We start from the raw sequence: 20303 nt of genomic DNA, 5'->3' as shown, positions 1-20303 counted from the left end.
CGCGCTCGCGGCGGTGTTCAGCGCGCGTCGTTTGCGTGCGCCTCGCGGATCGGGATCACCGTGCGCGCGCCGCACTGGCGCAGCAGGTCGCGCAGCTCGTTGATGACCGGGAACACCTCGTGGTTCCAGTCGGCGCCCTGCCGGTCGTGCGCTTCCTGTTCGCGTTCGACGATCCAGCGATCCTCGCGGAAAATCCGCTCGGTGAACCATACGAGCAGCGGCCACGCGAGATCGAGTGCGAACGGGATGCCGGGCTTGTGGATCGACAGCAGTCCGAACGTGCGATTGGTGCGCTGCTCGGCGTCGAGCGGCACGTAGACGATCCACAGGTCCATCACCAGCGTGCCCTCGCTCGAGCGGATCTGGAGCGTCTGGTACGGATACTCGGTGCGGACCGTCATCACGCTCTTGTTGGCCTGGTCGCCGGGCTTCTTGCTCGAACCGAATACGAGGGCCTCGCCTACCGGCTGCTTGCCTTCCATCCGCGCGAACGTGTAATCGACCTCGACCCAGTCGTCGCCGCGCCGGCGGCCGATCGAGCGCGCCCGCATCTGCCCCATCTGCTTGCGGTGCAGGAACTGATGGTTCATGTCCATCAGGTTTTCGTGCATGAACGAGTAGTGGCATTTGACCTCGCGGCCGAAGCGGCGCGTCTTGAATGCCGGGTCGTCGGCTGACGCGAGCGCGGGGAACGGGCGTTCGTTCGCGAGTGCCGCGTCGCCGGGGAACACGAAGATCAGCCCGTGCGACTCGCGGCACGGATAGGCGCGTACGCCGTTGGGCAGACGCTCGCGGCCGAGGTACGGCACGTCGACGCAGCGGCCGCTGTCGCACGCGTAGGTCCAGCCGTGGTAGCAGCAGCGCAGCGTTTCGCCGCTCACGACGCCCGCATGCAGCGGGACCTGGCGGTGCGCGCAACGATCTTCGAGCGCGTACACGGCGCCCGATTCGGTACGCACGAGCACGATCGGATCGCCGGCGAAGCGCACGCCGAGCGTCTTGCCGCGCTTGAGCTCGCGCGACCACGCGAGCGGATACCAGTGATCGGGATGGATCGGCACGCGGCGCAGGTCGCGCACGACCGCGCCGGTGGAGGGTTGGTCCAGGGTGCTGCTGTCAGACAAAGGCACTGCGCGCATGCGTGACGCCTCCTGCTGGCTGAAGAGTTCCAGGCGCCGCGCGACGCGCGGCGGGGACTGATCTGGAGAAGTCTACGCGAAGTTGGCCCGCGAAGCTGATCCGATGCGGGTTTGCCCGGTCGGGGCGGCGTGCGTTTCATTGATGCGGCGCAAACGCGGGCGGCGGCGCGCTGTGCTGATGCCGCGCGTCGGCCGTCCCACGTCGCCGCGCGTTCGGTCAAAGTCGCGCGTCGCGCCACAGCACCGCGTCGGCACGGTACAGCGCGGGGAAGCGCTGCTTCAGCCCGGCGACTTTCGGCAGGTCGTTGTATGCAATGTACGGCGCGTCCGGATGCAGCTCGAGGTAGTTCTGGTGATACGCCTCGGCCGCATAGAAGCCCTTGTACGGCTCGACGCGTGTGACGACCGGTGCAGGGAACGTGTGCGCGGCGCCGAGCTGCGCGATGTACGCGGTCGCGACGGCCCGCTGCTGCGCGGTGGTCGGGAAGATCGCGGATCGGTATTGCGACCCTTCGTCGGGGCCCTGGCGATTCAGTTCGGTCGGGTCGTGCGCCACGGAGAAGAACACCTGCAGCAGCCGGCCATACGTGATCTGCGTCGGATCGTAGACGATGCGCACCGATTCGGCGTGACCGGTCAGCCCCGTACCGACGAGCGCATAGTGCGCGGTTTCGGACGCGCCGCCTGCGTAGCCGGCCGTGACCTGCTTCACGCCCTTCACGTGCTCGAACACGCCTTGCACGCCCCAGAAGCAGCCGCCGGCGAACACGGCGGTTTCGTCGTGGGACGCACCCGGCGTTTCGTCGAGCGCCGGCGCGGGCACGGTGCGCATCGGCTCCGCGGAATTGACGATGCGTTGGTAGCCGAACACGGCAGCGGCCGCGACGGCGATTGCGCCGATGCGGCGCAGCATCGCGGACCGTCGCCGCGGGCCGGAATCGGAAGTGGAGGTCGGGATCATCAATTGCTCCTTCGAAATGCGGGACGGAATACGGGACATGGCGCCGGGGTGCGTTCAACCGAACGTGAATGCGTACGCATCGACGCCCGGGTCGAGAAACTCGATCGAGAACGTGCGGTCCGCGATCGCGCCTGGTTGCCGCACCAGCTGGTACAGGCGTTGGCCGGTGACGGTGCCGTAGCCTTGCGCATCGACGTCGGCACCGTGTGCTGCGCCGGGTGCGGCGCCGTCGAGCGTCACGCGAAAGCGCACCGGCTTGCCGTTCGCGCCCGGGCCGAGCACGAGGTGCAGATCGCGCGCATGGAAGCGATACACGATGCTGCCGCCCGGCGCGGCGAGCGTCGCGCGTTCGGCGCCGACCTGCCACGTGCCTGCGAGACCCCAGTCGTTGAGGTCCGGATGTGCGGGTGCGTCGTACCGGTGCGCCATGTCGCGCACCACGCCGCCGGCAGACGTGAAGTCTTCCGCGCGCGCATAGCCGACATACGTTTCGGGTGAGCGGACGTCCGCGCTGTCTGCCGCCGCGAGCGCACCCTTCGCGGGGGCGCCCGTGAGGCCGAGCGGCACGTTCAGCGCCTCGGGGTGACCGGCTTCCGCAAGCAGCGACTGGATCGCGCGCTCCGACTGCGCGTATTCGCCTTCGCCGAAGTGGTGATGGCGGATACGTCCTTGCGCGTCGACGAAGTAGTGTGCGGGCCAGTATTCGTTGCCGAACGCGCGCCAGATCGCATAACCGTTGTCGATCGCAACCGGATAGTCGATGCCGAGATCGTGCACGGCTTTCTTCACGTTGCCGATGTCGCGCTCGAACGCGAACTCGGGCGCGTGCACGCCGATCACGACGAGCCCGTACGGCGCGTACTTGCGCGCCCACGCGGTGGTGTACGGCAGCGTGCGCAGGCAGTTGATGCACGAATACGTCCAGAAATCGACGAGCACGACTTTGCCGCGCAGGCCGGCAGCCGTCAGCGGCGGCGAGTTCAGCCACTGCACCGCGCCGTCGAGCGATGGCAGCGTGCCTTCGACGGGCAGCGCGGCAGTCGTGCGCATCGCGGGCGACGTGTCGGCGGCGCGCATCATTGCGCCGCCGGGGGCCGGGGCGCCATCGGATGTGGCGGCCATCATCGCGCCGGCTGCCGCGCCGCCGTTGCCGGAGCTCGTGTCACTTGTCGCGGCCATCGCCGCCGGCGCGCCATGCGAGCGTCCGCCGAGCCGGTCGACGAGCTTCGTCTCGAGGCCGCCCGTCGTGACGGTCGACAGTTGGGCGAGCGCACCCGTATCGAGGCCGAGCGCGATCGCGCCGACGCCGGCGAGCAGCGCCGCGCCGATCGCGCGCCGGATCCATTCGCCGGCGCCGAGCGAACGTTTCATCGCGGCGAACACCTTCCCGCCGATCGCCAGTGCGATGCCGAGCGACGTCGCCGCGCCGGCCGCATACGCGACGAGCAGCAGCGTCGTGCCGACGTTCGCGCCGTGCAACGCGGCACCGGTCAGCACGAGCCCGAGGATCGGGCCCGCGCACGGCGCCCACAGCAGGCCGGTCGCGACGCCGAGCAGCAGCGACGACGCGGGGCCGGCAGCGCGGCCGTCGCGCTGCGCGAAGCCGGTGAGCCGGTTGCCGGCCGCGACGAGCGGGCGCGTCAGGTGTTCGGCGAAGCGCGGCAGCAGCAGCGTCAGGCCGAACACCGCGAGCAGCACGATGGCGAGCCAGCGGCCGGCCTGGTTGGCCTGCGCGACCCATCCGCCGCCGACGGCGGCGAGCGTCGCGACGACCGCGAACGTGAGCGCCATGCCGATCAACAGCGGCAGGCCGGTACGGATGAATGGCTGGTCGGCGCGCGCGAACACGAACGGCAGCACGGGCAGGATGCACGGGCTCAGGATCGTGAGTACGCCGCCGAGGTAGGCGAGGACGATGAGCAGCATGGGGCAGTCTCCGGTCGGTCGGGAATCGGCGACGCGTCAGGCAGTGGCCGGGTGGAAGGCGAGCGCGAGCCCGTTCATGCAGTAGCGCAGGCCGGTGGGTGGGGGGCCGTCGTCGAACACGTGGCCGAGATGGCCGCCGCAGCGGCGGCAGTGCACTTCGGTGCGCGCCATCCCGTACGACGCATCGGCCTCGGTCGCCACCGCATGGTCGAGCGGCTTCCAGAAGCTCGGCCAACCGGTGTGGCTGTCGAACTTGGCGGACGACGAGAACAGCGCGAGGTCACAGCCGGCGCACGCAAAGGTGCCGCGGCGATGCTCGTCGTTCAGCGGGCTGCTGTACGGCGGCTCGGTGCCGGCATCGCGCAGCACGTTGTATTGCGCACGCGTGAGGCGGCGGCGCCATTCGGCGTCGCTGCGCGTGATTGCGAACGGGGCGGCCGTCGGAGCGGGGGTGTGCCCCGGAGCGGCGGGCGGCGCGGCGAACACGCGACCGACGAGCGCGCGGCGGCCGGTGGACGACAGCGTCGCGAGCGCGGCGAGGCCGGTGGCGCCGGCGAACAGCAGGTGTCTGCGGGTGGGCATGATCGGCTCCTGGAAGCAGGTCCTGAAAACATGCGCACAGAGTAGTCAGCGGCCGGTGTCGAAGTCCTCACGGAAAGTTAAATGAATCGTTATATATGGTGTTACGTGGCCGTACGGGGGAATCAGTCGACACCCTGGCTCGCAAGCGCTCTCGAGCCGATGAGCCGCCGAGATTTAACCGCGCGCCGGTTCGTGCCGCAATTTCCAGTGTTTTCGTTATGTGCGTCGAATGGCGTGGCGAATCCGGACTCTCGCTTGCCGATCAAGTCGGACCGGAAGAAGCGTTGTTCGACTGCGGTCGCGAGTCACAGCGAGCGTCCGATGCGCATCGATGAACGGATAAGTCTGCAAGCCAGGGTGACCGACGTATGGCGCGTGCGTGGACGGTTCTTACCATCCGCGTTGAATGCCGGTCTTTACGATGTGTGCGTCATAGTCGTCGTTGGAACGGAGCTGGGCTCTTAGGGCATTGTAATAGTCAGGAGCTTGAACGCCGTGGATCTGCTGCTGGTTACCATTTGACGCCTGATAATACGGCCTCATTCCGTGCCCGTCTGGCACGACTACGGCCGGCGGATATACTGGCTGACGCGCGGCCAATTCCCGATCAACTTGCCGGGCGGTGTGCGCATGCGCTTGCGGGACGTAAACACCGCGAAACTCTGACGGCGGCATACCGGGACGAGTGTATTCGTACGGGGTTGCATATTCCGCGGGGGCACTTGCGTGCGCTGTCACCATAAAAGTATTCTGCATCCGATGGTAGGCCTGAGACTGCCCTTCCGGTGACAGACTTGTTGTTTGTTGATCCGTCGCCATCATCGCGAGAAGGTCCTCGGGCTTCATACCGTACTCGACCGCTGCGTTAAACTCTTCAAGTTGTTTGGGACTCAACGACCCAATCAGCTCTTCCATGGATGGCGCGCGTGTTTCAGTATGCAGCGGGCCGTATCCATGGCGCTCAAGCGCGACGGACAGCGCCCCATGCGCAGGGTTTTCCAGCGCCATCCGGGCGGCGCGCGCCCTCTGTTCGGGATCCGAGCTACCCTTTATCCGGGTAACATCGATATCGTTCCGATCCACTCGACCGTCGTGTGATTCATTAAACGAAATGTTCTGCTCACGCATCCGGTTTTGAGGAAGGATACCGTACCGCCTTACGCTGCTGTAGGTGGCAGCAAACGCGGGATCAGTCGTCGTTGGCGCGGAAGATGGACGCCCGTGGAATGCCGGAGGCATCCCATGGACAGGAGGCTGCGTGTTAGAGGCCGGCGAAGTATGCGACCCTGCCCCCGAGCCGGGCGCTGGATACGGTTCATGAAAATCAGTCGTGTAAGCGTTGTTGCCGTACGTAACGCGAGGAAAGCTGTTGCTGCCCGTCATGGGGGTTTCTCCGGTTAACAGAAGGTGTAGTACCGATATTAATGATGTACGCCGACCCGGAAGCCTCACTCACGCGCAATAAAAGCATGAAACGCGAACCGGAGAACGTTTCAATCTGGAAGCGGCGAATGCCCGGCAGTAGCGCAACGAGAGATTGCTCGTGGGACGGAGCTGTTCCGCATGCGCGACGAGCTCGGCGGGCGCGAGCAGAATCTTTGGCAGCAGATGCGGGCGCTGGTCGCGAGCGGAGTCGAATCGAAGTGCGGGCGTCACCCGGCTCGCCCTTGATCCTTCTCGCCTCACTCGGTAAACCCGGCTCGGCGCCGGTTTTTTTCATCTGTGCAGGTTGTCGACGACGAAGAATCGCGACGCTCGCGGAGGGGTTGGATGTGGGCAGTGGACGGCAGCGACGGCGCCACGTTCGACGGCTGCAGTTCGTCGATGCGATTGATCGGCTGGTCAGCAATGTGCTCGAGGACGTAGGCGAGATACGCGTCGCGATCGAGGCCGTTCAGGCGTGCGGTGCCGATCAGGCTATACATCGCGGCGGCACGTTCGCCACCCGTAGAGCACATTCACCTGGTCGATGCTATTCGCTCGGTGGCGTTAGCGGGGCCACGCGTGCCACTTCCTTGCATGCTCAGATGTCGTAGGCGAGCGCCCGCTCTTCCGCTTTCGCGTTGAACGAATCCGTTCCGATGGTCGGAGCCGCGTCACGAGCAGCGAAGTTGTAACCGGCATACTGCGCGAGCATTTGAATGTCGCCCGTTCCGAGGCGACGCTTTTGCAATGCGTATGCTCGAGCGGATTCGGAAAGAAAAAATCTGTGTCCGTCTCGATCCGGCTCGACACTCACCAGAGACTTGTCGGTCAATTCGGCAATGTCGCTGGCTACGTCGGACACTGTATAGCTCCTGTCACATACTAGCGCGCGCAATGCCTCGAACGTAAAAGCACTCTGGAATTCCGCAATCTGCCCAAATAACTTCTGACTCGACGGGCTCAGCGACGCAAAGCTCCAATCGAAGCTAGCCAGCAACGTCTGGTGGTGCGAAAGAGCCGTCCTGTATCCACGCGTCAGCAACTTGAAGCGGTCGTCGAGAAATCCGTGAACACCGCTAAGGCCGAATGTACCGACACGTGCCACTGCCATTTCGATCGCCAGTGGATTACCGTCGAGCCGGCGACAGATGTTCCCAACGAGATGGGCGCTTTTTCTCAAACTATCAAGGTCGCAACCTGACTGTTCCGCGCGCTGCATAAACAACTGCACTGCCGCACAATCCAGGATCTCCGTGGTGGACGAGCCGGGGAGCGGCACCTGGAGTGGGCGCACGCGCAACACGGCTTCACCTGGTACTCTCAGCGGCTCGCGGCTCGTTACGAGCATCCGCAAGTTGTCATGCCGGACGCAAACCGAATCGACAAGTCGAGCGACTGCATCGATGACGTGCTCAGCGTTGTCGAGCACTAGCAGCGTGCGATCTTGTGGTAGAGCTGCGGCAAGCTCCTCCATCCCCCACCTGTCTTCCGATATCGATAAGCCGAATGCCGTAGCTACTTTTTGCAAAACCAGGCCGGCAGTGGCGGCATCGGCAAGGTTGACGAAACGCGTGATATCAAAACGGTCGCATAGTGCCGCATGAGCAGCTTCAATCGCCGCGCTTGTTTTCCCAACTCCACCTGCGCCCACCAGTGTCAATACATGCGTCGTGTCGAGTATTGCCGAGATATCGGACACCAGGCCATCGCGTCCTGTGAGTGCCCTTTGCCGTTGCGGGATATCGCCAGTCATCGCCAAATTCGCGCTCGGGGCTTGTCTGCGAGTAAGTCGGTAACCGCGGCCGGGTACGGTCACGATCAGATCGCGCTGCGGTCCGAGCAATTTTCGCAACGCGGCGACGTGCACGTGCAGAGTGTTTTCTTCAACGACGGTCCCGGGCCAGACCGCGCCCATCAACTCGTCTTTCGTTACGAGACGTCCCGCCGCCGACAACAGTACCGCGAGCACGTCAAACGCACGCGAACCGACATGGACAGCTTTCCCGTCACGTCGCAGCGAGCGCGTCGACAAATCGACTTCGAGTGTGCCTAGCAACATCGCTCAGACCTCGTCGATCAGACAAACCGGGCCACTGAGCCAACACCCGCTGCCTTTATCGGCCGGATCGCGAAAGTTCACCGTGATCGCCGACGGACGCCCCATCGCCACGCCCTGACGCACGACGATGCCGCGTCCCCCCGCGGCGACGAGCCCATAGCGATGCGCACCGTACAGGAGCGCTGCCGCTGCGATGCCGGTCGCCGCGTCTTCCGGATAGCCGGACGCGCGCGGGAATTGCCGTGCCTCGAACACGTGCGGGGCGCTGACAACCGGCGAAAACGGATACAGACCGGTGGACGACAGCGCGTCGCACAAGCCTTCGACTTGGTCGAGTTTCGGCGTGATCGCATTCAGCCGTGAAGTCGAGCGGACCGGCACCAGCGTTTTGGTGCGGCTCGTCGTTGCGTTGACGATGCCGACAGGCAGCAGATCGCCCGCAACCAGGTTCAATACATCGAGTGTTCTGGCGATGAGCGCCACGTCAACAACCGGCTCGGTGCGCCCCGCAGGCTGGCTGACTTCGATCCGCGCGTCGGACGCGTCGTAACGTGCTTCGACGCTGCCGCTCAGCGTTTCAATCAGCGCTGTGTTCGTGCGCCATGCGCCTGTCTGACGCAGCAGCCACAATGCGCCCAGCGCCGCGTGTCCGCACATCTCCATCTCGTGGTTGGGCACAAAAAAGCGGAAGCGGAAATCATGGCGCGGATCGACGGCGCGCATCACGAACCCGCTTTCCAGACCATACCTGCGGGCCACCTCTTTCATCTGCGCGTCGGACCAGCCGTTCGCATCGAGCACAACCGGAGCCGGATTGCCGCCCTCGTCGCCGGTCGAAAATACCCGTACGAGCCGCACACGTTGTACGATGCTCATGCGCTTGCTCCCTTATTAGCTCCGCCGCTCGGTATGCCGCCTTGTGTGAAGCTGGCGCAAAGGCCAGTCCGTCGTCTCTCGCAGCATGCACGGCCTGCGTTTTTTATTCGCTTCCATTTGGGCCGGATAATGCGAACTATCGGGCCATGGCGGTTGGCATCCGAGCTGCCCACCCCTATCAAGTCCCAAGTCGCAGGTATTCGCCATGTTTTATCAGACGTCTAAATCGCACATTCCCGCCGATCGCGTGGCTGCGACCCGTCGCATCACGATGGCCGATTACGTGACGTCGTGGCACGAGCACGAAGAATTCATGTTCCTGCTGCCGAATCAAGGCTCGCTGACGCTGACTTCGGAGTGTTCAAAGCATTCGCAACGCATCGGCGCCGGCGTGCTTGCGATGGTTCCGGCGGGGGTTTTTCACGACACGGCGAGCAATCCCGGCGAGCATTGTCATACGGCGGTCTATGCGGAGCGCGACTTCGTTTCGTTTTGTGCGCGCAAATCCAATGTCCGGATCGCCGTGGGCGATGCACCGCGATACTGCGTGCCGCCGCCTGCTCTGCTCGGGGCACTGCGTTTGCAGACACGGCTCGACGCGGACAACGAAACGGAGGAAGCACATGACATGTTGCGGTATCAAAGCGATCTGGTCGATCGGCTGATTGCGTCAGCGTGCGTGGCGGCTGTGCTAAGTGCCGCACCGAGCGGTGCCAATCGGAAGGCTTCGCGCGAGCAGCTGGTCAGTGAAATCAAGGCGTATCTTGACGTCATGCTGGCGGAGCGGATCGATATCGAGACAATCGCTTCGGAATTCGCCATATCGCGACGTCATCTCACCCGGATTTTCCGCGAGGAGACCGGTGAAAGTGTCACCGATTACCAACTCCGGCAACGTGTCATGCGCGCGCGTTCGCTCTTGAGTGTTCCCGGCACAACCGTGCTGTCGGCAGCGCTGAGCGTAGGGATCGAATCGCCTTCTTATCTGGCAAGGCTCTTTAACAAGTTCGGTCTGCCTTCGCCGCGCGAGGTAAAGGCGTCCCGTGCTCGATGCAACTGACGCCTCTTCACTTCTGTCACGCCCATCGGACTCAACCGCTCCTCCGGTAAATCCTGGCGTACCTGACCGCTCGCGAGACAGTTGCTGCGGGTGGTTCTGGCGTGGCAGATCCAGTCTTGACGCTTAATGGCCGATGCTGGCGGCCGTTATTGAGGGCTTCAAAGTCTGCTCGGTAAACGTCGTTGCCAGAGCCATGCCAGGCAAAGGCGACGACAGGCTGCGCCTATGGCATCCCGAATGCCAAGAGCGACAGGGGACCGTTTGTGTGTCATACCTGCCGTTACACTGTCATTGGCTCGAGCGTCGGCAACAGGTCGTGCAGAGTCGTTCGCGTCGCCCCGGAACCGCGCGCGGTCGCGGCCAACGCTGATGCCGGGGCTAATGTGCCAGCACGATAGGGCACCTTATCACCGTGCACTATGCTGCGAGCGCCCGCTCAAAAGCCTGCGTATCACGGCTGGCCTGCATCGCGGAGCGACTAAAGCTCACGCTTGAGCGGCGCCAAATAGGTGGCCTCGTTGCTGACTGCGCCTTCGTCACGAGTCTTGGTAGGCGAGGCGTCAAAAAACGACGATTATTGTCCGCACTACACTGCACCAAGTCACTGTCGACGGTCAGTCTCCACCATGCCCGCCACCGCCCTGCAATTTGCGCTGCTCGCCAAGCATCAGGAAATCGCGTCCCTGCGCCGCCTGGCCGAGCAGATCGAATTGGTCGACTTGCTCGGCCGCCTAATCCACGCGCTACAGCGCGAGCGCGGCACCACCAGCATCTATTTGGCGTCGAGCGGCAAGCGCTTTGTCGCGGAGCGCGCGGCTTCGCGCGGTGAATCGGCGCCGCTCGTCGCGCAATTGCGCGCGCGGCTGGATCTGGAGCTGACGCCCGCGCGCGGCTCGACGTCGCGTCTGCTGTCGCTGATCGCGTGGGTGCTGCTCGACCTGGAATCGCTGGATGTGCTGCGCGAACGGATCGACCATCTTGGGCTGTCGGCGCACGATTCCGTCCAGGCGTTCAGCACAGTGATCGGCGGCCTGGTGGAACTGATTTTTCAGTTTGCCGACAGCGCGGCAGATCCGTCGGTGTCGCGCATGCTGATTGCCCTCGTCCATGTCGTCGAGGGCAAGGAGCAAGCCGGACAGGAACGCGCCGTCGGCGCGCACATGTTCGCGGCGGGCACGTTTTCGGCGGACCAACAGCAGCGCCTGCTGTATCTGATCGCCGCGCAGGAGCGCAGTCTCGAAGTCTTCGCGAGCTTCGCAAGCACGGCGCAAAACGCATGGTGGGAAATCCGCATGACGGAGCCGCACATGGCAGCGCTCGAGAAGCTGCGCCGCGTACTATGCACGGCGCGCGCGGGCGATGCGCTCGACGCCGGCCTGAGCAAAGCATGGTTCGACGCCGCGAGCGCCCGCATCGACGATCTCTGGTACCTTCAAATTGCGCTGACGCTGCAGGTGCAGGAAACGTGCGACGCGCGAATCGACGACGCGCACCGAACGCTTCGCGACTCCGAGCGCCTGATGGCTCAGTTGCGGAACAATCCGCCCCCGCATATCCAGGCGCTCGCGCAGTTCTTCGCCGGCGATCCGTTGTCGGCTCGCGCGGCGGTTCACGAGCTGCCGGGACGCCTCTCCGGCTCCGATCCGTTGACGCTCGCCAGCCTGAAATCGCTGCTGGAATCGCAATCGGCGCGACTGGCGGGTGCGGAGGTCGAGCTCGATGCGGCACGTCGCGCGCTCTACGAACGAAAGCTGGTGCAGCGCGCGAAAAATACGCTGATGACGCGCTTCAGGATGCGCGAGGACGAAGCGTATCGGATGCTGCAAAAAGCGTCGATGGATGGCAATCGGCCACTTGCCGATATCGCGGAAGACGCGCTGACGTCGCCCGAGCGATTCGTCGACGAGCACGCGCAACCTTCCGCGCGACGCCGTACGCAGCGAAGCACGCCGGAGACACCGCACGACGACGGCACGACCTGACAGGAACGGCACCGCGCTTCACGCACCGCGGCGGCGCGCGACGCGCATGCACGAAGTGCAGTTTGCACCGCGCGAGTGCGGCTTGCTGCGATCGTCCGCGGCATTTTCCCCGGCATTTCGCGTCCTGCCGGCCTGCATCGCGATATCGTTGTCACCGGTATGAAAATTGCAAACATCTCGTTCGTCGGGCTAATGGCGGCCTGACGATCCCGCCATGTCCAACCGTGGCGGCCGATCACGTGGATAACAGCGTCCGCGCGAGGCACTCGCATGTCCAGCGAGTGCCTCGCGCGTTTTTTTTTGCCCGTCCAACTCTATGAGCGCACACCATGGCCTATCTCACGCCCAACGAATTCGTCACCAGGATGGTCGACGCCGGTGAATCGAAGCTGTCGATGTCGACCCGCGATACGCTGATTCGCGCGTACATGGCGGGCGCGATACTCGCGCTCGCAGCCGCCTTCGCGGTCAGCATCACGATCAACACAGGCAACGCGCTGGCCGGTTCGCTGCTGTTTCCGGTCGGCTTCTGCATGCTCTACCTGCTCGGCTTCGACCTGCTCACCGGCGTATTCACGCTCGCGCCGCTCGCGGTGATCGATCGCCGACCCGGCGCGACCTGGGGCGGCGTGTTCCGCAACTGGACGCTGGTGTTCTTCGGCAATTTCGCCGGCGCGCTGACGGTCGCGCTGTTCATGGCGATCATCTTCACATTCGGCTTTTCGGAAGCACCGAACGCAATCGGACAGAAGATCGGCGGCATCGGCGAAGCACGCACGCTCGGTTATGCGGCCCACGGCGCAGCCGGCATGCTCACGCTGTTCGTGCGCGGTGTGATGTGCAACTGGATGGTGTCGACCGGCGTGGTCGCCGCGATGATGTCGACGTCCGTACCCGGCAAAGTGATCGCGATGTGGATGCCGATCCTCGTGTTCTTCTACATGGGCTTCGAGCACTCGATCGTGAACATGTTCCTGTTCCCGTCCGGCCTGATGCTCGGCGCCCACTTCACGATCGTCGACTATCTACTGTGGAACGAGATCCCGACGGTACTCGGCAACCTGGTCGGCGGGCTGGTGTTCGTCGGCGCGGCGCTGTACAGCACGCACTACAAGACCGCACCGAAACGCGCGCCCGCTTCGCCGGTGGGTGTCGTCGCGCGTAAGGCCTGATCGCGCTGCGCACGCCGCAACCTAACGCCGGCGAGGCGCTGAAACGCGCACGGGGCGCGCACCGTCCCCGTCGGCGGACGCACCGGCGCGGATCTACGACGCACTCACGGTCACGCCGGCGAGGCTTGCCGCGCGCCGGGCCGACTGGGCGCACGACATGCGCGAATCCGGCCATCGCCTGTTTTCGGATGCTCCACGACAACGGTTGGTGTTCAGGATTGGCGCTAGCGGTGCTCAGGCTGCATGGGACGGCGCGTGTCCGCGAAAGCCGTCGTAGCGGGCTGCTCAGACACTCCATGATTGTTCATTAACTGTATCCAGGCGCGCGATTTCCGAAAGGACGCGGCTCTCGATGCCGGTCTGCGAGCGATATCGCGCTATCGAACTCCACAATTTTCGCGGCCCGGAACCCGGTGCCGGCAGGGTTGCCGAACATATTGGCGCGCCTATGAACATTGCTAGCGCTTATTGTGAACGCCCTACACCCGTGGACCATCGCGATGCGACCGCGTAGCGTCGAGCTCCTTAAGAACGCCAACAAAAGCGCGCAAACCAACGGGAACTTGTCGGTGTCCGGGGTAGTACAAATACAAGCCGGGGTAGGTCGGGCACCATTCGCTCAGCAACGCGCTCAGCGAACCATTATCGAGGTACGGCCTGGCCATCTGCTCGGGAACGAAAGCCACCCCGAGCCCTTGTAGTGCGGCCTCAAGCATCAATTCGGTCCGGTTCAAGACCAGTGGGCCCGGAACATCAATCGAAACTGCATGACCACGGCGCTTGAACTCCCACTTGTACGGCCGCCCGTTCGGCGTACGGGAACAAATGCATTGGTGTTCAGTGAGATCAACTGGCGTGCGCGGCGGTTTGCGGGCAGCGAGATATGTTTTGGATGCGACGGGAATCATTCGAGACGGGCCGCCGAAATGAACCGCGACCATATCCTGAGGCACTGCCTCCCCAGCCTAAAGCCTGCATCGAAGCCTTCGGCAACGATATCCACGAAGGCCGGTTCGGCGACGAGGTCGACGCGGATTTCCGGGTACCGGTGCAGGAATTCGGGGATGATTTTCTGAACAAGCAGCATCGATACCGTCTCGGACGCAGTGAGACGCAATGTGCCAGTAGGGTGATCGCGATTCGCATCCATCTCGGCGAGCACGCTGTCGAGATCCTGCAAAATCGGATGAAGCTTCGTGACGAGGCGTTCCCCGGCCGCAGTGGGGGAAACGCTGCGCGTCGTTCGGTTAAGCAGCCGCACGCGGAGTCGCTCTTCTAGATCGCGCATCATGTGGCTAAGTGTGGAGGAAGCCAGCTCGAGTTCTTCGGCGGCTTTTCGAAAACTGCGGTGACTGACAACCGCGCCGAGCGCTCTCAGTTCATTTAGAGTGGGGCGGCTATTCATGGTTTTTTGCCATCAAGACATGCCGCATTAGACCACTTATCGCCTGCTTTAGCGGCGGATACAGTGATGACCCGATTCCCATTCGACTGAAGGAGCGTGTCATGACCCATACGTGGTTCATTACGGCTGTGAACAGCGGCTTCGGCCGCGAGATGAGCGAACAACTGCTCGCGCGTGGTCACCGTGTCGTCGGTACGGTACGTGAACTGCAATCCGTCGACGACCTGCGCGCGCGTTACCCGGAATCGTTTCGGCGACTCCCATTGGATGTTACCGACATCGCAGCCATCCCCAATGTGGTGCGGCAAGCGTTTGCCGAATACGGCAGGATCGATGTCGTGATGAATAATGCAGGCTATGGGCTGTTCGGGCCGGCCGAAGGGCTGACCAGCGAGCAAATCCGGGACCAGATTGATACCAACTTGGTCGGTCCGATACATGTGACACGTGCGGCACTTCCTCACCTGCGTGCGCAGGGTGGCGGGCGCATCGTCGCGATGTCTACGTACGGTGGCCAGGCCGCGCATCCTGGCGCGTCGCTTTACCATGCGAGCAAGTGGGGGCTAGAGGGTTTTTTTGAATCGCTCGCCGCTGAGGTGGCGTTTTTCGATATCGGCGTGACGATCGTCGAGCCGGGCAGTGTGCGGACGGCATTCCGATGCACCGCCGGCGCCCGGATGGGTGCAGACCTGCCGGCCTACAAGGACTCGCCGATCGGCGCACTGCGTGCGCGGCTGGCCGATCCTGCTTTCGCGCCGAATGGCGATCTTGAGAAGATGGTGCGCGTGATTATCGCCAGCGCGCACGAAACCCCAGCGCCAAGACGGATCGTGCTCGGCACCGATGCACACAACATGATCCATAAAGCCCTCAGCGAACGCCTCGCCGGTCTTGAGGCCCAAAAGCAGCAGGCACTGTCGACAGACAGTGCGTGACGCCGAAATCGCTGGATGGCGGCAACGCATGATCGTGCTCATCGGCTGGGTCCGGAGCATCGCTCGCGGACGAGGGTTCGATCGAGCGCAGCGTGCTCAATGCGGTGCTCGAGCGCTACGTCAGAGGAGATGCACCAGCTGCACCAACATGGGAGCGTTGAACTGTCGCAAGAGAGAGGGGCGCAAACCGCGCTCTTTCGAACAGCCGGGCCGTCGCTTGTGGCGCACGCCCGGCATAAGCGTTCCTTGAAGGAATAACCGGTTTACCCTGACATCAGTGTTGAATGGAATCGGGGCGAGCATCCCGCTCGGAAGCGAACTCGTCAGAACGGCCAAAAGTTACGTTGCGGGCCAATGGATTTGGGCGACGTGACGAATCGGAAATCCACGGGCCGTCAGTAGCCGGCCAGGCGACCCTGCGCCGGATTGCGTGTGACCAGCAGCGATCACCCGTTCAATTCCACGTACCGCCGTGCGATTTCGCCGGGTCGATGGTGTGGCGGCTAACACTATCGTATAAGGTCCAAACTCCCACGAGGTGATATTGCGGAGGCCGACGGTTCTCTAGACTTCCGGTTAATCCTTCCACCGCAACAATTTCCGGAGAACAGCATGGACCGTACCCTGCACGCGATGTCAGTGTTTAGTCACGTCGCCCGCCTCGGCAGTTTCACCGCAGCGGCTGATATGCTCGGTATCAGTGCAGCGTCGGCCAGCACGCTGGTTCGCAGACTGGAAGAATATCTCGGCGTCACGTTGCTTCAGCGATCGACCCGCTGTGTCAGGCTCACTGCGGAGGGCGAGCAGTATCAGGAGCACTGCCAGCGCATTCTCGGCGAGATCGAACTGATGCAGCAGCAACTGAGCGGCGCGGGGAAGGTCGCGCGCGGCCGGTTGGCGGTGGATCTCGATCAGGAAGTCGCGCATTCGGTGTTGCCGTTCCTGCCGGTGTTCCGTGCGAACCATCCGGAAGTGGGCTTGCGCGTCGACGTCGGCGGCGACGCGGACGGCCTGATTGCGAACGGCGTGGACTGCGCGGTCGTGGTCGGCCAGTTGGCGGACTCGTCGCTGCGCAGCCGTCGCGTCGGGCAGTTCCATGCGGTGACGGTGGCGAGCCCCGACTATCTGAAAGCGCGCGGCACGCCGGTCGATCCCGACGGCCTCCATTGCCACGACGTTATTCATTACACGCCGCGGCGCTTCGGTCCGGTCCGCGAGTTCCGTTACACCGTGGACGGCGCCGAGACGCGGCTCAAGCTGGCCGAGCGGATTTCCGTCAACGATGTGCGTTCGGCCGTTCGATATGCGGTCGAAGGCGTCGGCATCGCGCAGGTGAGCGAACGGATGGTCGCGGAAGAGTTGGCGACGGGCGCGCTCGTCAGCATTCTCGGCGAGTACGGCCCGCCGCCGCTGCCGATTTCGGTGCTGTATCCGGATCGACGTCAGGTGCCGATGTCGATACGCGCGTTCATCGACTGGATGCAGACCCAGCTTCGCGATCTGGAAATCGCCAGCTTCGACCATACGTCGGCGCCGAACGGCAGGCGCGACGCGGCACCGTACTGGACGCCGAACAGCGAGCGGCCGTTCATTACAGCGGGCTTCCAGCAGCTGTCGGCCACGGCGTGAGATGCACAGACCAGGTGGCTGCACGCATATCGGGCGCGGCGTTATACCGAAGTATAGTTTGCGTGCCGATGCCGGCGGCATAGGATGCGGTCGAGCCCGCGGACCTCGAATGCGCGATCTCGCCATTTTTTTGAATTGAAGGGCAAGGACCCGCTGGTATGTCGAACCGAGGTATTGTTTCCATCGTCGATGATGATCGGTCCATCCGTCGGGCAACGCGCAGTCTCGTGCGCTCGCTGGGCTGGGACGTGCGCGTCTACGAGTCCGGGGAGGCGTTCCTCGACGCCGATCTGATACTGGATGTCGCGTGTATCATCTCGGACGTGCATATGAAGGGCATCACGGGGTTGGAGATGTATGAAACCCTGCTGGAGCGCGGGCCGGCTCCTCCTGTGATCTTCATCACGGCTTTTCCGTCCGAAGCAACGCGCGAGCGAGCGATGAAGCTTGGCGCGATCTGCGTGTTCAGCAAACCGGTGGATCCGGCGCGAATCCAGGAGCGCCTCGAGGACGTCGCCGCAAACAGCGGCCCCCAGTAATCCGGACATCCGTTTTTATCAAGTCACGATATGGATAGCAATCGCCAGATGAGCGAGGGTCGCGGCGTACGTGTGGACCACATCATTGCGCCGCCCGAGCTCGCGGCGGTGCACGCGTCGGCGCTGGGCCCGAATGTCGACGCTCAATTGCGCACGAGCCCCTACGTCGTGTATGCGGTAGCGATTGCACTGGGCTTAACGGTGTTCCTCATCGATGCGTTTGCGCCGGTCGACGTCGCGGTCGCCGTGCTGTATGTCGTCGTGGTGCTGCTGGTCGCGTCGGTTGCGTCCCCGACGGTCACCGTCGGCGTGGCATGGGCCTGCGTGTCGCTGACTCTCCTCGGTTTTCTGCTCGCTCAAAGCGACCAGATCGCGGTGAGTTCGCTCGCGCGTTGTATCGTTAGTGTCATTGCGATCGTGACTGTGTCGGCATTGGCGCTGCGCAATCAGAGCAGCCGCGCGATGCTGCAAAACCAGGTCGATTTGCTGAACCTCACGCACGATGCAATCGTGGTGTACGGGCTTGACGGGCGAGTCCGTTTCTGGAGCAAGGGCGCGGAGCGCCTGTACGGATGGCGCGCGCACGAAGCGTTCGGCGAGGCGTTTCACGAGCTGACGCGCACCGGAGCCGCATCGCCGATCGCCGAGCTGATCGACACGACGATCCGGGACGGCAGCTGGCAAGGGGAACTTACGCGCACGCGCAAGAACGGCGAGACGGTGCTGGTTTCGAGCCGCTGGATTGTGTCGCGCGACAAGTCGGGCCAGCCGATAGCGATTCTGTCCACCGACAGCGACATCACGCAGGCGAAGTCGCTGGAGGCCGAGTTGCGCCGCCAGAAGGAAGAACTGGTGGCAACGATCGACGCGATCCCCGCGATGGTATGGAGCACCGCCGAAGACGGCCGGCTGCTGTACCTCAATCGGCGCTGGACCGATTACGACGTGAGAACGCGCGACGGCACGAACGTATGGCGCGACATCGTGCATCCCGACGACATCGCAACGCTCGAGGCGGCGTGGCACGACGCGATTACGTCGGGCAGCCCGTTCGAGGTGACGGCGCGGGTCCAGCTCGGCAGCGGCGAGTATCGCTGCATGATCATCGGCGCCGCACCGTTGCGCGACGGCGACGGCCGGATTCGCCGCTGGTACGGCGTCAATACGGACATCGAGGCGCGCCGGCAGGCCGAGCAGGCGCTCGAGCGCTCGCGCGCGGAACTGGCCCACGTCACGCGGGTCACGATGCTCGGCGAACTGGCGGCTTCGATCGCTCACGAAGTCACGCAGCCATTGGCTGCGATCGTCACATCGGGCGAGGCCGGGCTCCGTTGGCTCAACCACGACGTGCCGGACCTCGACGAGGTGCGGGATTCGATCGAACAGATGACCGACGACGCGCGGCGCGCGACGGACATCATTCGGCAGATTCGTGCGATGGCGAAGCGCAACGACCGGGACGACGCGCGCGTCGACGTGACGTCGATCGTCGAGCAATCGATCGATCTGATGCGCCGCGAGCTGCAGAGCCACGACGTCGAAGTCGCGCAGAACTGCCAGCCGTCGCTGTGGGTGCGCGGCGATCGTGTGCAGTTGCAGCAGGTGATCATCAATCTTCTGATGAACGCGGTGCAGGCGATGAGCGGCGTCGCGGACCGCAGGCGCACGCTGGCCGTGTCGACGCGGCTCGTTGACGGCACGTCTGTGCAGGTGAGGGTGGATGACGCCGGTCACGGCATCAGAAGGCAAGACGCCGATTCGCTGTTTACGCCGTTCTTCACGACCAAGAAGGAGGGCATGGGAATGGGCCTGTCGATCTGCCGTTCGATCGTCGAAGGGCATGGTGGCCGCATCTGGGCCGAATCACAAGAAAACGAGGGGACATCGATGCAGTTCGTTCTACCAGTCGAAGGAAGCACGCAGCCATGAGCAACGGTCCCGATCTCATCGCAACGAACTCTGTCGTATATGTCGTCGACGACGACGACTCGATGCGCAATGCGCTCGGCCGGCTGTTTCGCTCTGTCGGTCTTGGCGTGGAACTCTTCGGTTCGGCTCAGGAGTTTCTCGATTTCGACAAGCGCGATGTGCCGAGCTGCCTGATTCTCGACGTCCGGCTCAAAGGCCAAAGCGGCCTTGCCTTGCAGGAACAGATCGTTGCCGGCGATCTCCAGTTGCCGATCATCTTCATCACGGCGCACGGCGACGTCGCCATGTCGGTGAAGGCGATGAAGAACGGCGCATTGGACTTCATGTCCAAGCCGTTCCGCGATCAGGACATGCTGGACGTCGTCCAGAATGCATTGCTGAAGGACGAGAAGCGCCGCAAGTCGGACGGTCGTCTCGCCGACATTCGCCGCCGTTACGGCACATTGACGCCGCGCGAGCGCGAAGTGATGAAGTACGTGGTGAGCGGCCTGCTGAACAAGCAGATTGCCGCGGAGATGGGGCTCAGTGAAATCACCGTGAAGATCCATCGAGGCCATGCGATGCGCAAGATGGGCGCGCGAACGCTGCCCGAATTCGTGCTTGGCGCGCAAGCATTGGGGCTGGATCCCGCATCGGAATGACGGTGTTGGCGCCGCACCCCCGGCGCGATGCGCTGCGGCGGCG

General features: G+C 63.7%; 17 protein-coding genes and 2 pseudogenes. 9 read left to right on the top strand and 10 right to left on the bottom strand.

Annotated features, from left to right (window positions below):
* Window positions 1-17: 17 nt before the first annotated feature.
* The 8 genes and pseudogenes from KDW55_RS28145 to KDW55_RS28110 all read right to left on the bottom strand — a co-directional run bounded on the left by KDW55_RS28145 (window position 18) and on the right by KDW55_RS28110 (window position 8968).
* The gene (locus KDW55_RS28145; protein ID WP_038571045.1) at window positions 18-1139 is read right to left on the bottom strand and encodes an aromatic ring-hydroxylating dioxygenase subunit alpha; all 1122 of its coding nucleotides are present in this window, start codon (window positions 1137-1139) and stop codon (window positions 18-20) included.
* 217 nt (window positions 1140-1356) lie between these two features.
* Entirely contained in the window at window positions 1357-2100 is a 744-nt protein-coding gene (gene msrA / locus KDW55_RS28140) for a peptide-methionine (S)-S-oxide reductase MsrA (protein ID WP_212149873.1), read from the bottom strand.
* 54 nt (window positions 2101-2154) lie between these two features.
* Window positions 2155-4026, bottom strand: coding sequence for a cytochrome c biogenesis protein DipZ (locus KDW55_RS28135; protein WP_212161719.1), 1872 nt, complete (start codon window positions 4024-4026; stop codon window positions 2155-2157).
* Between the two features lie 36 nt (window positions 4027-4062).
* The gene (gene msrB, locus KDW55_RS28130; RefSeq protein WP_212161718.1) at window positions 4063-4608 is read right to left on the bottom strand and encodes a peptide-methionine (R)-S-oxide reductase MsrB; all 546 of its coding nucleotides are present in this window, start codon (window positions 4606-4608) and stop codon (window positions 4063-4065) included.
* Window positions 4609-4998: 390 nt separating this feature from the next.
* The gene (locus KDW55_RS28125; protein WP_212161717.1) at window positions 4999-5991 is read right to left on the bottom strand and encodes a hypothetical protein; all 993 of its coding nucleotides are present in this window, start codon (window positions 5989-5991) and stop codon (window positions 4999-5001) included.
* A gap of 299 nt (window positions 5992-6290) precedes the next feature.
* Window positions 6291-6554, bottom strand: a pseudogene (locus tag KDW55_RS28120) (transposase domain-containing protein); the annotation flags it as partial.
* A 77-nt stretch (window positions 6555-6631) separates the two neighbouring features.
* A complete protein-coding gene (locus KDW55_RS28115; RefSeq protein WP_212149870.1) occupies window positions 6632-8092 on the bottom strand; it encodes a winged helix-turn-helix domain-containing protein in 1461 nt (486 codons plus the stop codon).
* Between the two features lie 3 nt (window positions 8093-8095).
* Window positions 8096-8968 carry a PhzF family phenazine biosynthesis isomerase gene (locus tag KDW55_RS28110; protein WP_212161716.1) on the bottom strand — a complete coding sequence of 291 codons (873 nt, stop codon included), beginning with the start codon at window positions 8966-8968 and terminating at the stop codon, window positions 8096-8098.
* 205 nt (window positions 8969-9173) lie between these two features.
* On the opposite strand from KDW55_RS28110, the gene KDW55_RS28105 reads away from it, so the two are divergent.
* The 4 genes and pseudogenes from KDW55_RS28105 to KDW55_RS29805 all read left to right on the top strand — a co-directional run.
* Entirely contained in the window at window positions 9174-10028 is an 855-nt protein-coding gene (locus KDW55_RS28105) for an AraC family transcriptional regulator (protein WP_212161715.1), read from the top strand.
* Between the two features lie 626 nt (window positions 10029-10654).
* Entirely contained in the window at window positions 10655-12010 is a 1356-nt protein-coding gene (locus tag KDW55_RS28100) for a nitrate regulatory protein (protein WP_209825977.1), read from the top strand.
* Between the two features lie 329 nt (window positions 12011-12339).
* Window positions 12340-13182 carry a formate/nitrite transporter family protein gene (locus KDW55_RS28095; RefSeq protein WP_212161714.1) on the top strand — a complete coding sequence of 281 codons (843 nt, stop codon included), beginning with the start codon at window positions 12340-12342 and terminating at the stop codon, window positions 13180-13182.
* A gap of 17 nt (window positions 13183-13199) precedes the next feature.
* A pseudogene (locus KDW55_RS29805) lies at window positions 13200-13333 on the top strand (ABC transporter substrate-binding protein); the annotation flags it as partial.
* A 328-nt stretch (window positions 13334-13661) separates the two neighbouring features.
* On the opposite strand, the gene KDW55_RS29680 reads toward KDW55_RS29805, so the two are convergent.
* Window positions 13662-14090 (bottom strand): LysR substrate-binding domain-containing protein, encoded by a 429-nt coding sequence (locus KDW55_RS29680; protein ID WP_261314437.1) that lies wholly within the window; start codon window positions 14088-14090, stop codon window positions 13662-13664.
* Window positions 14087-14587 (bottom strand): LysR family transcriptional regulator, encoded by a 501-nt coding sequence (locus KDW55_RS29675; RefSeq protein WP_280903323.1) that lies wholly within the window; start codon window positions 14585-14587, stop codon window positions 14087-14089. Before KDW55_RS29675 ends, KDW55_RS29680 begins: the two co-directional genes overlap by 4 nt.
* 101 nt (window positions 14588-14688) lie before the next feature.
* Here KDW55_RS29675 and KDW55_RS28085 point away from each other — a divergent pair, with 101 nt between their 5' ends.
* From KDW55_RS28085 to KDW55_RS28065, 5 genes are all read left to right on the top strand, one after another.
* The gene (locus KDW55_RS28085) at window positions 14689-15522 is read left to right on the top strand and encodes an SDR family oxidoreductase (protein ID WP_069242247.1); all 834 of its coding nucleotides are present in this window, start codon (window positions 14689-14691) and stop codon (window positions 15520-15522) included.
* A 612-nt stretch (window positions 15523-16134) separates the two neighbouring features.
* The gene (locus tag KDW55_RS28080; protein ID WP_038571013.1) at window positions 16135-17151 is read left to right on the top strand and encodes a LysR family transcriptional regulator; all 1017 of its coding nucleotides are present in this window, start codon (window positions 16135-16137) and stop codon (window positions 17149-17151) included.
* Window positions 17152-17309: 158 nt separating this feature from the next.
* The gene (locus KDW55_RS28075; RefSeq protein WP_038571011.1) at window positions 17310-17690 is read left to right on the top strand and encodes a response regulator; all 381 of its coding nucleotides are present in this window, start codon (window positions 17310-17312) and stop codon (window positions 17688-17690) included.
* A gap of 30 nt (window positions 17691-17720) precedes the next feature.
* Complete coding sequence (locus KDW55_RS28070; protein ID WP_069242246.1) at window positions 17721-19619, top strand: PAS domain-containing sensor histidine kinase; 1899 nt, start codon at window positions 17721-17723, stop codon at window positions 19617-19619.
* Complete coding sequence (locus tag KDW55_RS28065) at window positions 19616-20260, top strand: response regulator (RefSeq protein WP_212161713.1); 645 nt, start codon at window positions 19616-19618, stop codon at window positions 20258-20260. Before KDW55_RS28070 ends, KDW55_RS28065 begins: the two co-directional genes overlap by 4 nt.
* Window positions 20261-20303: the final 43 nt, after the last annotated feature.

This window comes from Burkholderia sp. AU19243 (genome assembly GCF_018148075.1).
Lineage (GTDB): Bacteria > Pseudomonadota > Gammaproteobacteria > Burkholderiales > Burkholderiaceae > Burkholderia > Burkholderia latens_A.
Note: the sequence above shows the minus strand (reverse complement) of the source record. Positions and strands in the feature narration are given on the sequence as shown.

What these genes read in the sequence shown, in the direction of transcription:
- KDW55_RS28145 (WP_038571045.1), bottom strand. Translation starts at nt 1,139, where the DNA reads ATGCGCGCAGTGCCTTTGTCTGACAGCAGCACCCTGGACCAACCCTCC.
- msrA (WP_212149873.1), bottom strand. Translation starts at nt 2,100, where the DNA reads ATGATCCCGACCTCCACTTCCGATTCCGGCCCGCGGCGACGGTCCGCG.
- KDW55_RS28135 (WP_212161719.1), bottom strand. Translation starts at nt 4,026, where the DNA reads ATGCTGCTCATCGTCCTCGCCTACCTCGGCGGCGTACTCACGATCCTG.
- msrB (WP_212161718.1), bottom strand. Translation starts at nt 4,608, where the DNA reads ATGCCCACCCGCAGACACCTGCTGTTCGCCGGCGCCACCGGCCTCGCC.
- KDW55_RS28125 (WP_212161717.1), bottom strand. Translation starts at nt 5,991, where the DNA reads ATGACGGGCAGCAACAGCTTTCCTCGCGTTACGTACGGCAACAACGCT.
- KDW55_RS28115 (WP_212149870.1), bottom strand. Translation starts at nt 8,092, where the DNA reads ATGTTGCTAGGCACACTCGAAGTCGATTTGTCGACGCGCTCGCTGCGA.
- KDW55_RS28110 (WP_212161716.1), bottom strand. Translation starts at nt 8,968, where the DNA reads ATGAGCATCGTACAACGTGTGCGGCTCGTACGGGTATTTTCGACCGGC.
- KDW55_RS28105 (WP_212161715.1), top strand. Translation starts at nt 9,174, where the DNA reads ATGTTTTATCAGACGTCTAAATCGCACATTCCCGCCGATCGCGTGGCT.
- KDW55_RS28100 (WP_209825977.1), top strand. Translation starts at nt 10,655, where the DNA reads ATGCCCGCCACCGCCCTGCAATTTGCGCTGCTCGCCAAGCATCAGGAA.
- KDW55_RS28095 (WP_212161714.1), top strand. Translation starts at nt 12,340, where the DNA reads ATGGCCTATCTCACGCCCAACGAATTCGTCACCAGGATGGTCGACGCC.
- KDW55_RS29680 (WP_261314437.1), bottom strand. Translation starts at nt 14,090, where the DNA reads ATGATTCCCGTCGCATCCAAAACATATCTCGCTGCCCGCAAACCGCCG.
- KDW55_RS29675 (WP_280903323.1), bottom strand. Translation starts at nt 14,587, where the DNA reads ATGAATAGCCGCCCCACTCTAAATGAACTGAGAGCGCTCGGCGCGGTT.
- KDW55_RS28085 (WP_069242247.1), top strand. Translation starts at nt 14,689, where the DNA reads ATGACCCATACGTGGTTCATTACGGCTGTGAACAGCGGCTTCGGCCGC.
- KDW55_RS28080 (WP_038571013.1), top strand. Translation starts at nt 16,135, where the DNA reads ATGGACCGTACCCTGCACGCGATGTCAGTGTTTAGTCACGTCGCCCGC.
- KDW55_RS28075 (WP_038571011.1), top strand. Translation starts at nt 17,310, where the DNA reads ATGTCGAACCGAGGTATTGTTTCCATCGTCGATGATGATCGGTCCATC.
- KDW55_RS28070 (WP_069242246.1), top strand. Translation starts at nt 17,721, where the DNA reads ATGGATAGCAATCGCCAGATGAGCGAGGGTCGCGGCGTACGTGTGGAC.
- KDW55_RS28065 (WP_212161713.1), top strand. Translation starts at nt 19,616, where the DNA reads ATGAGCAACGGTCCCGATCTCATCGCAACGAACTCTGTCGTATATGTC.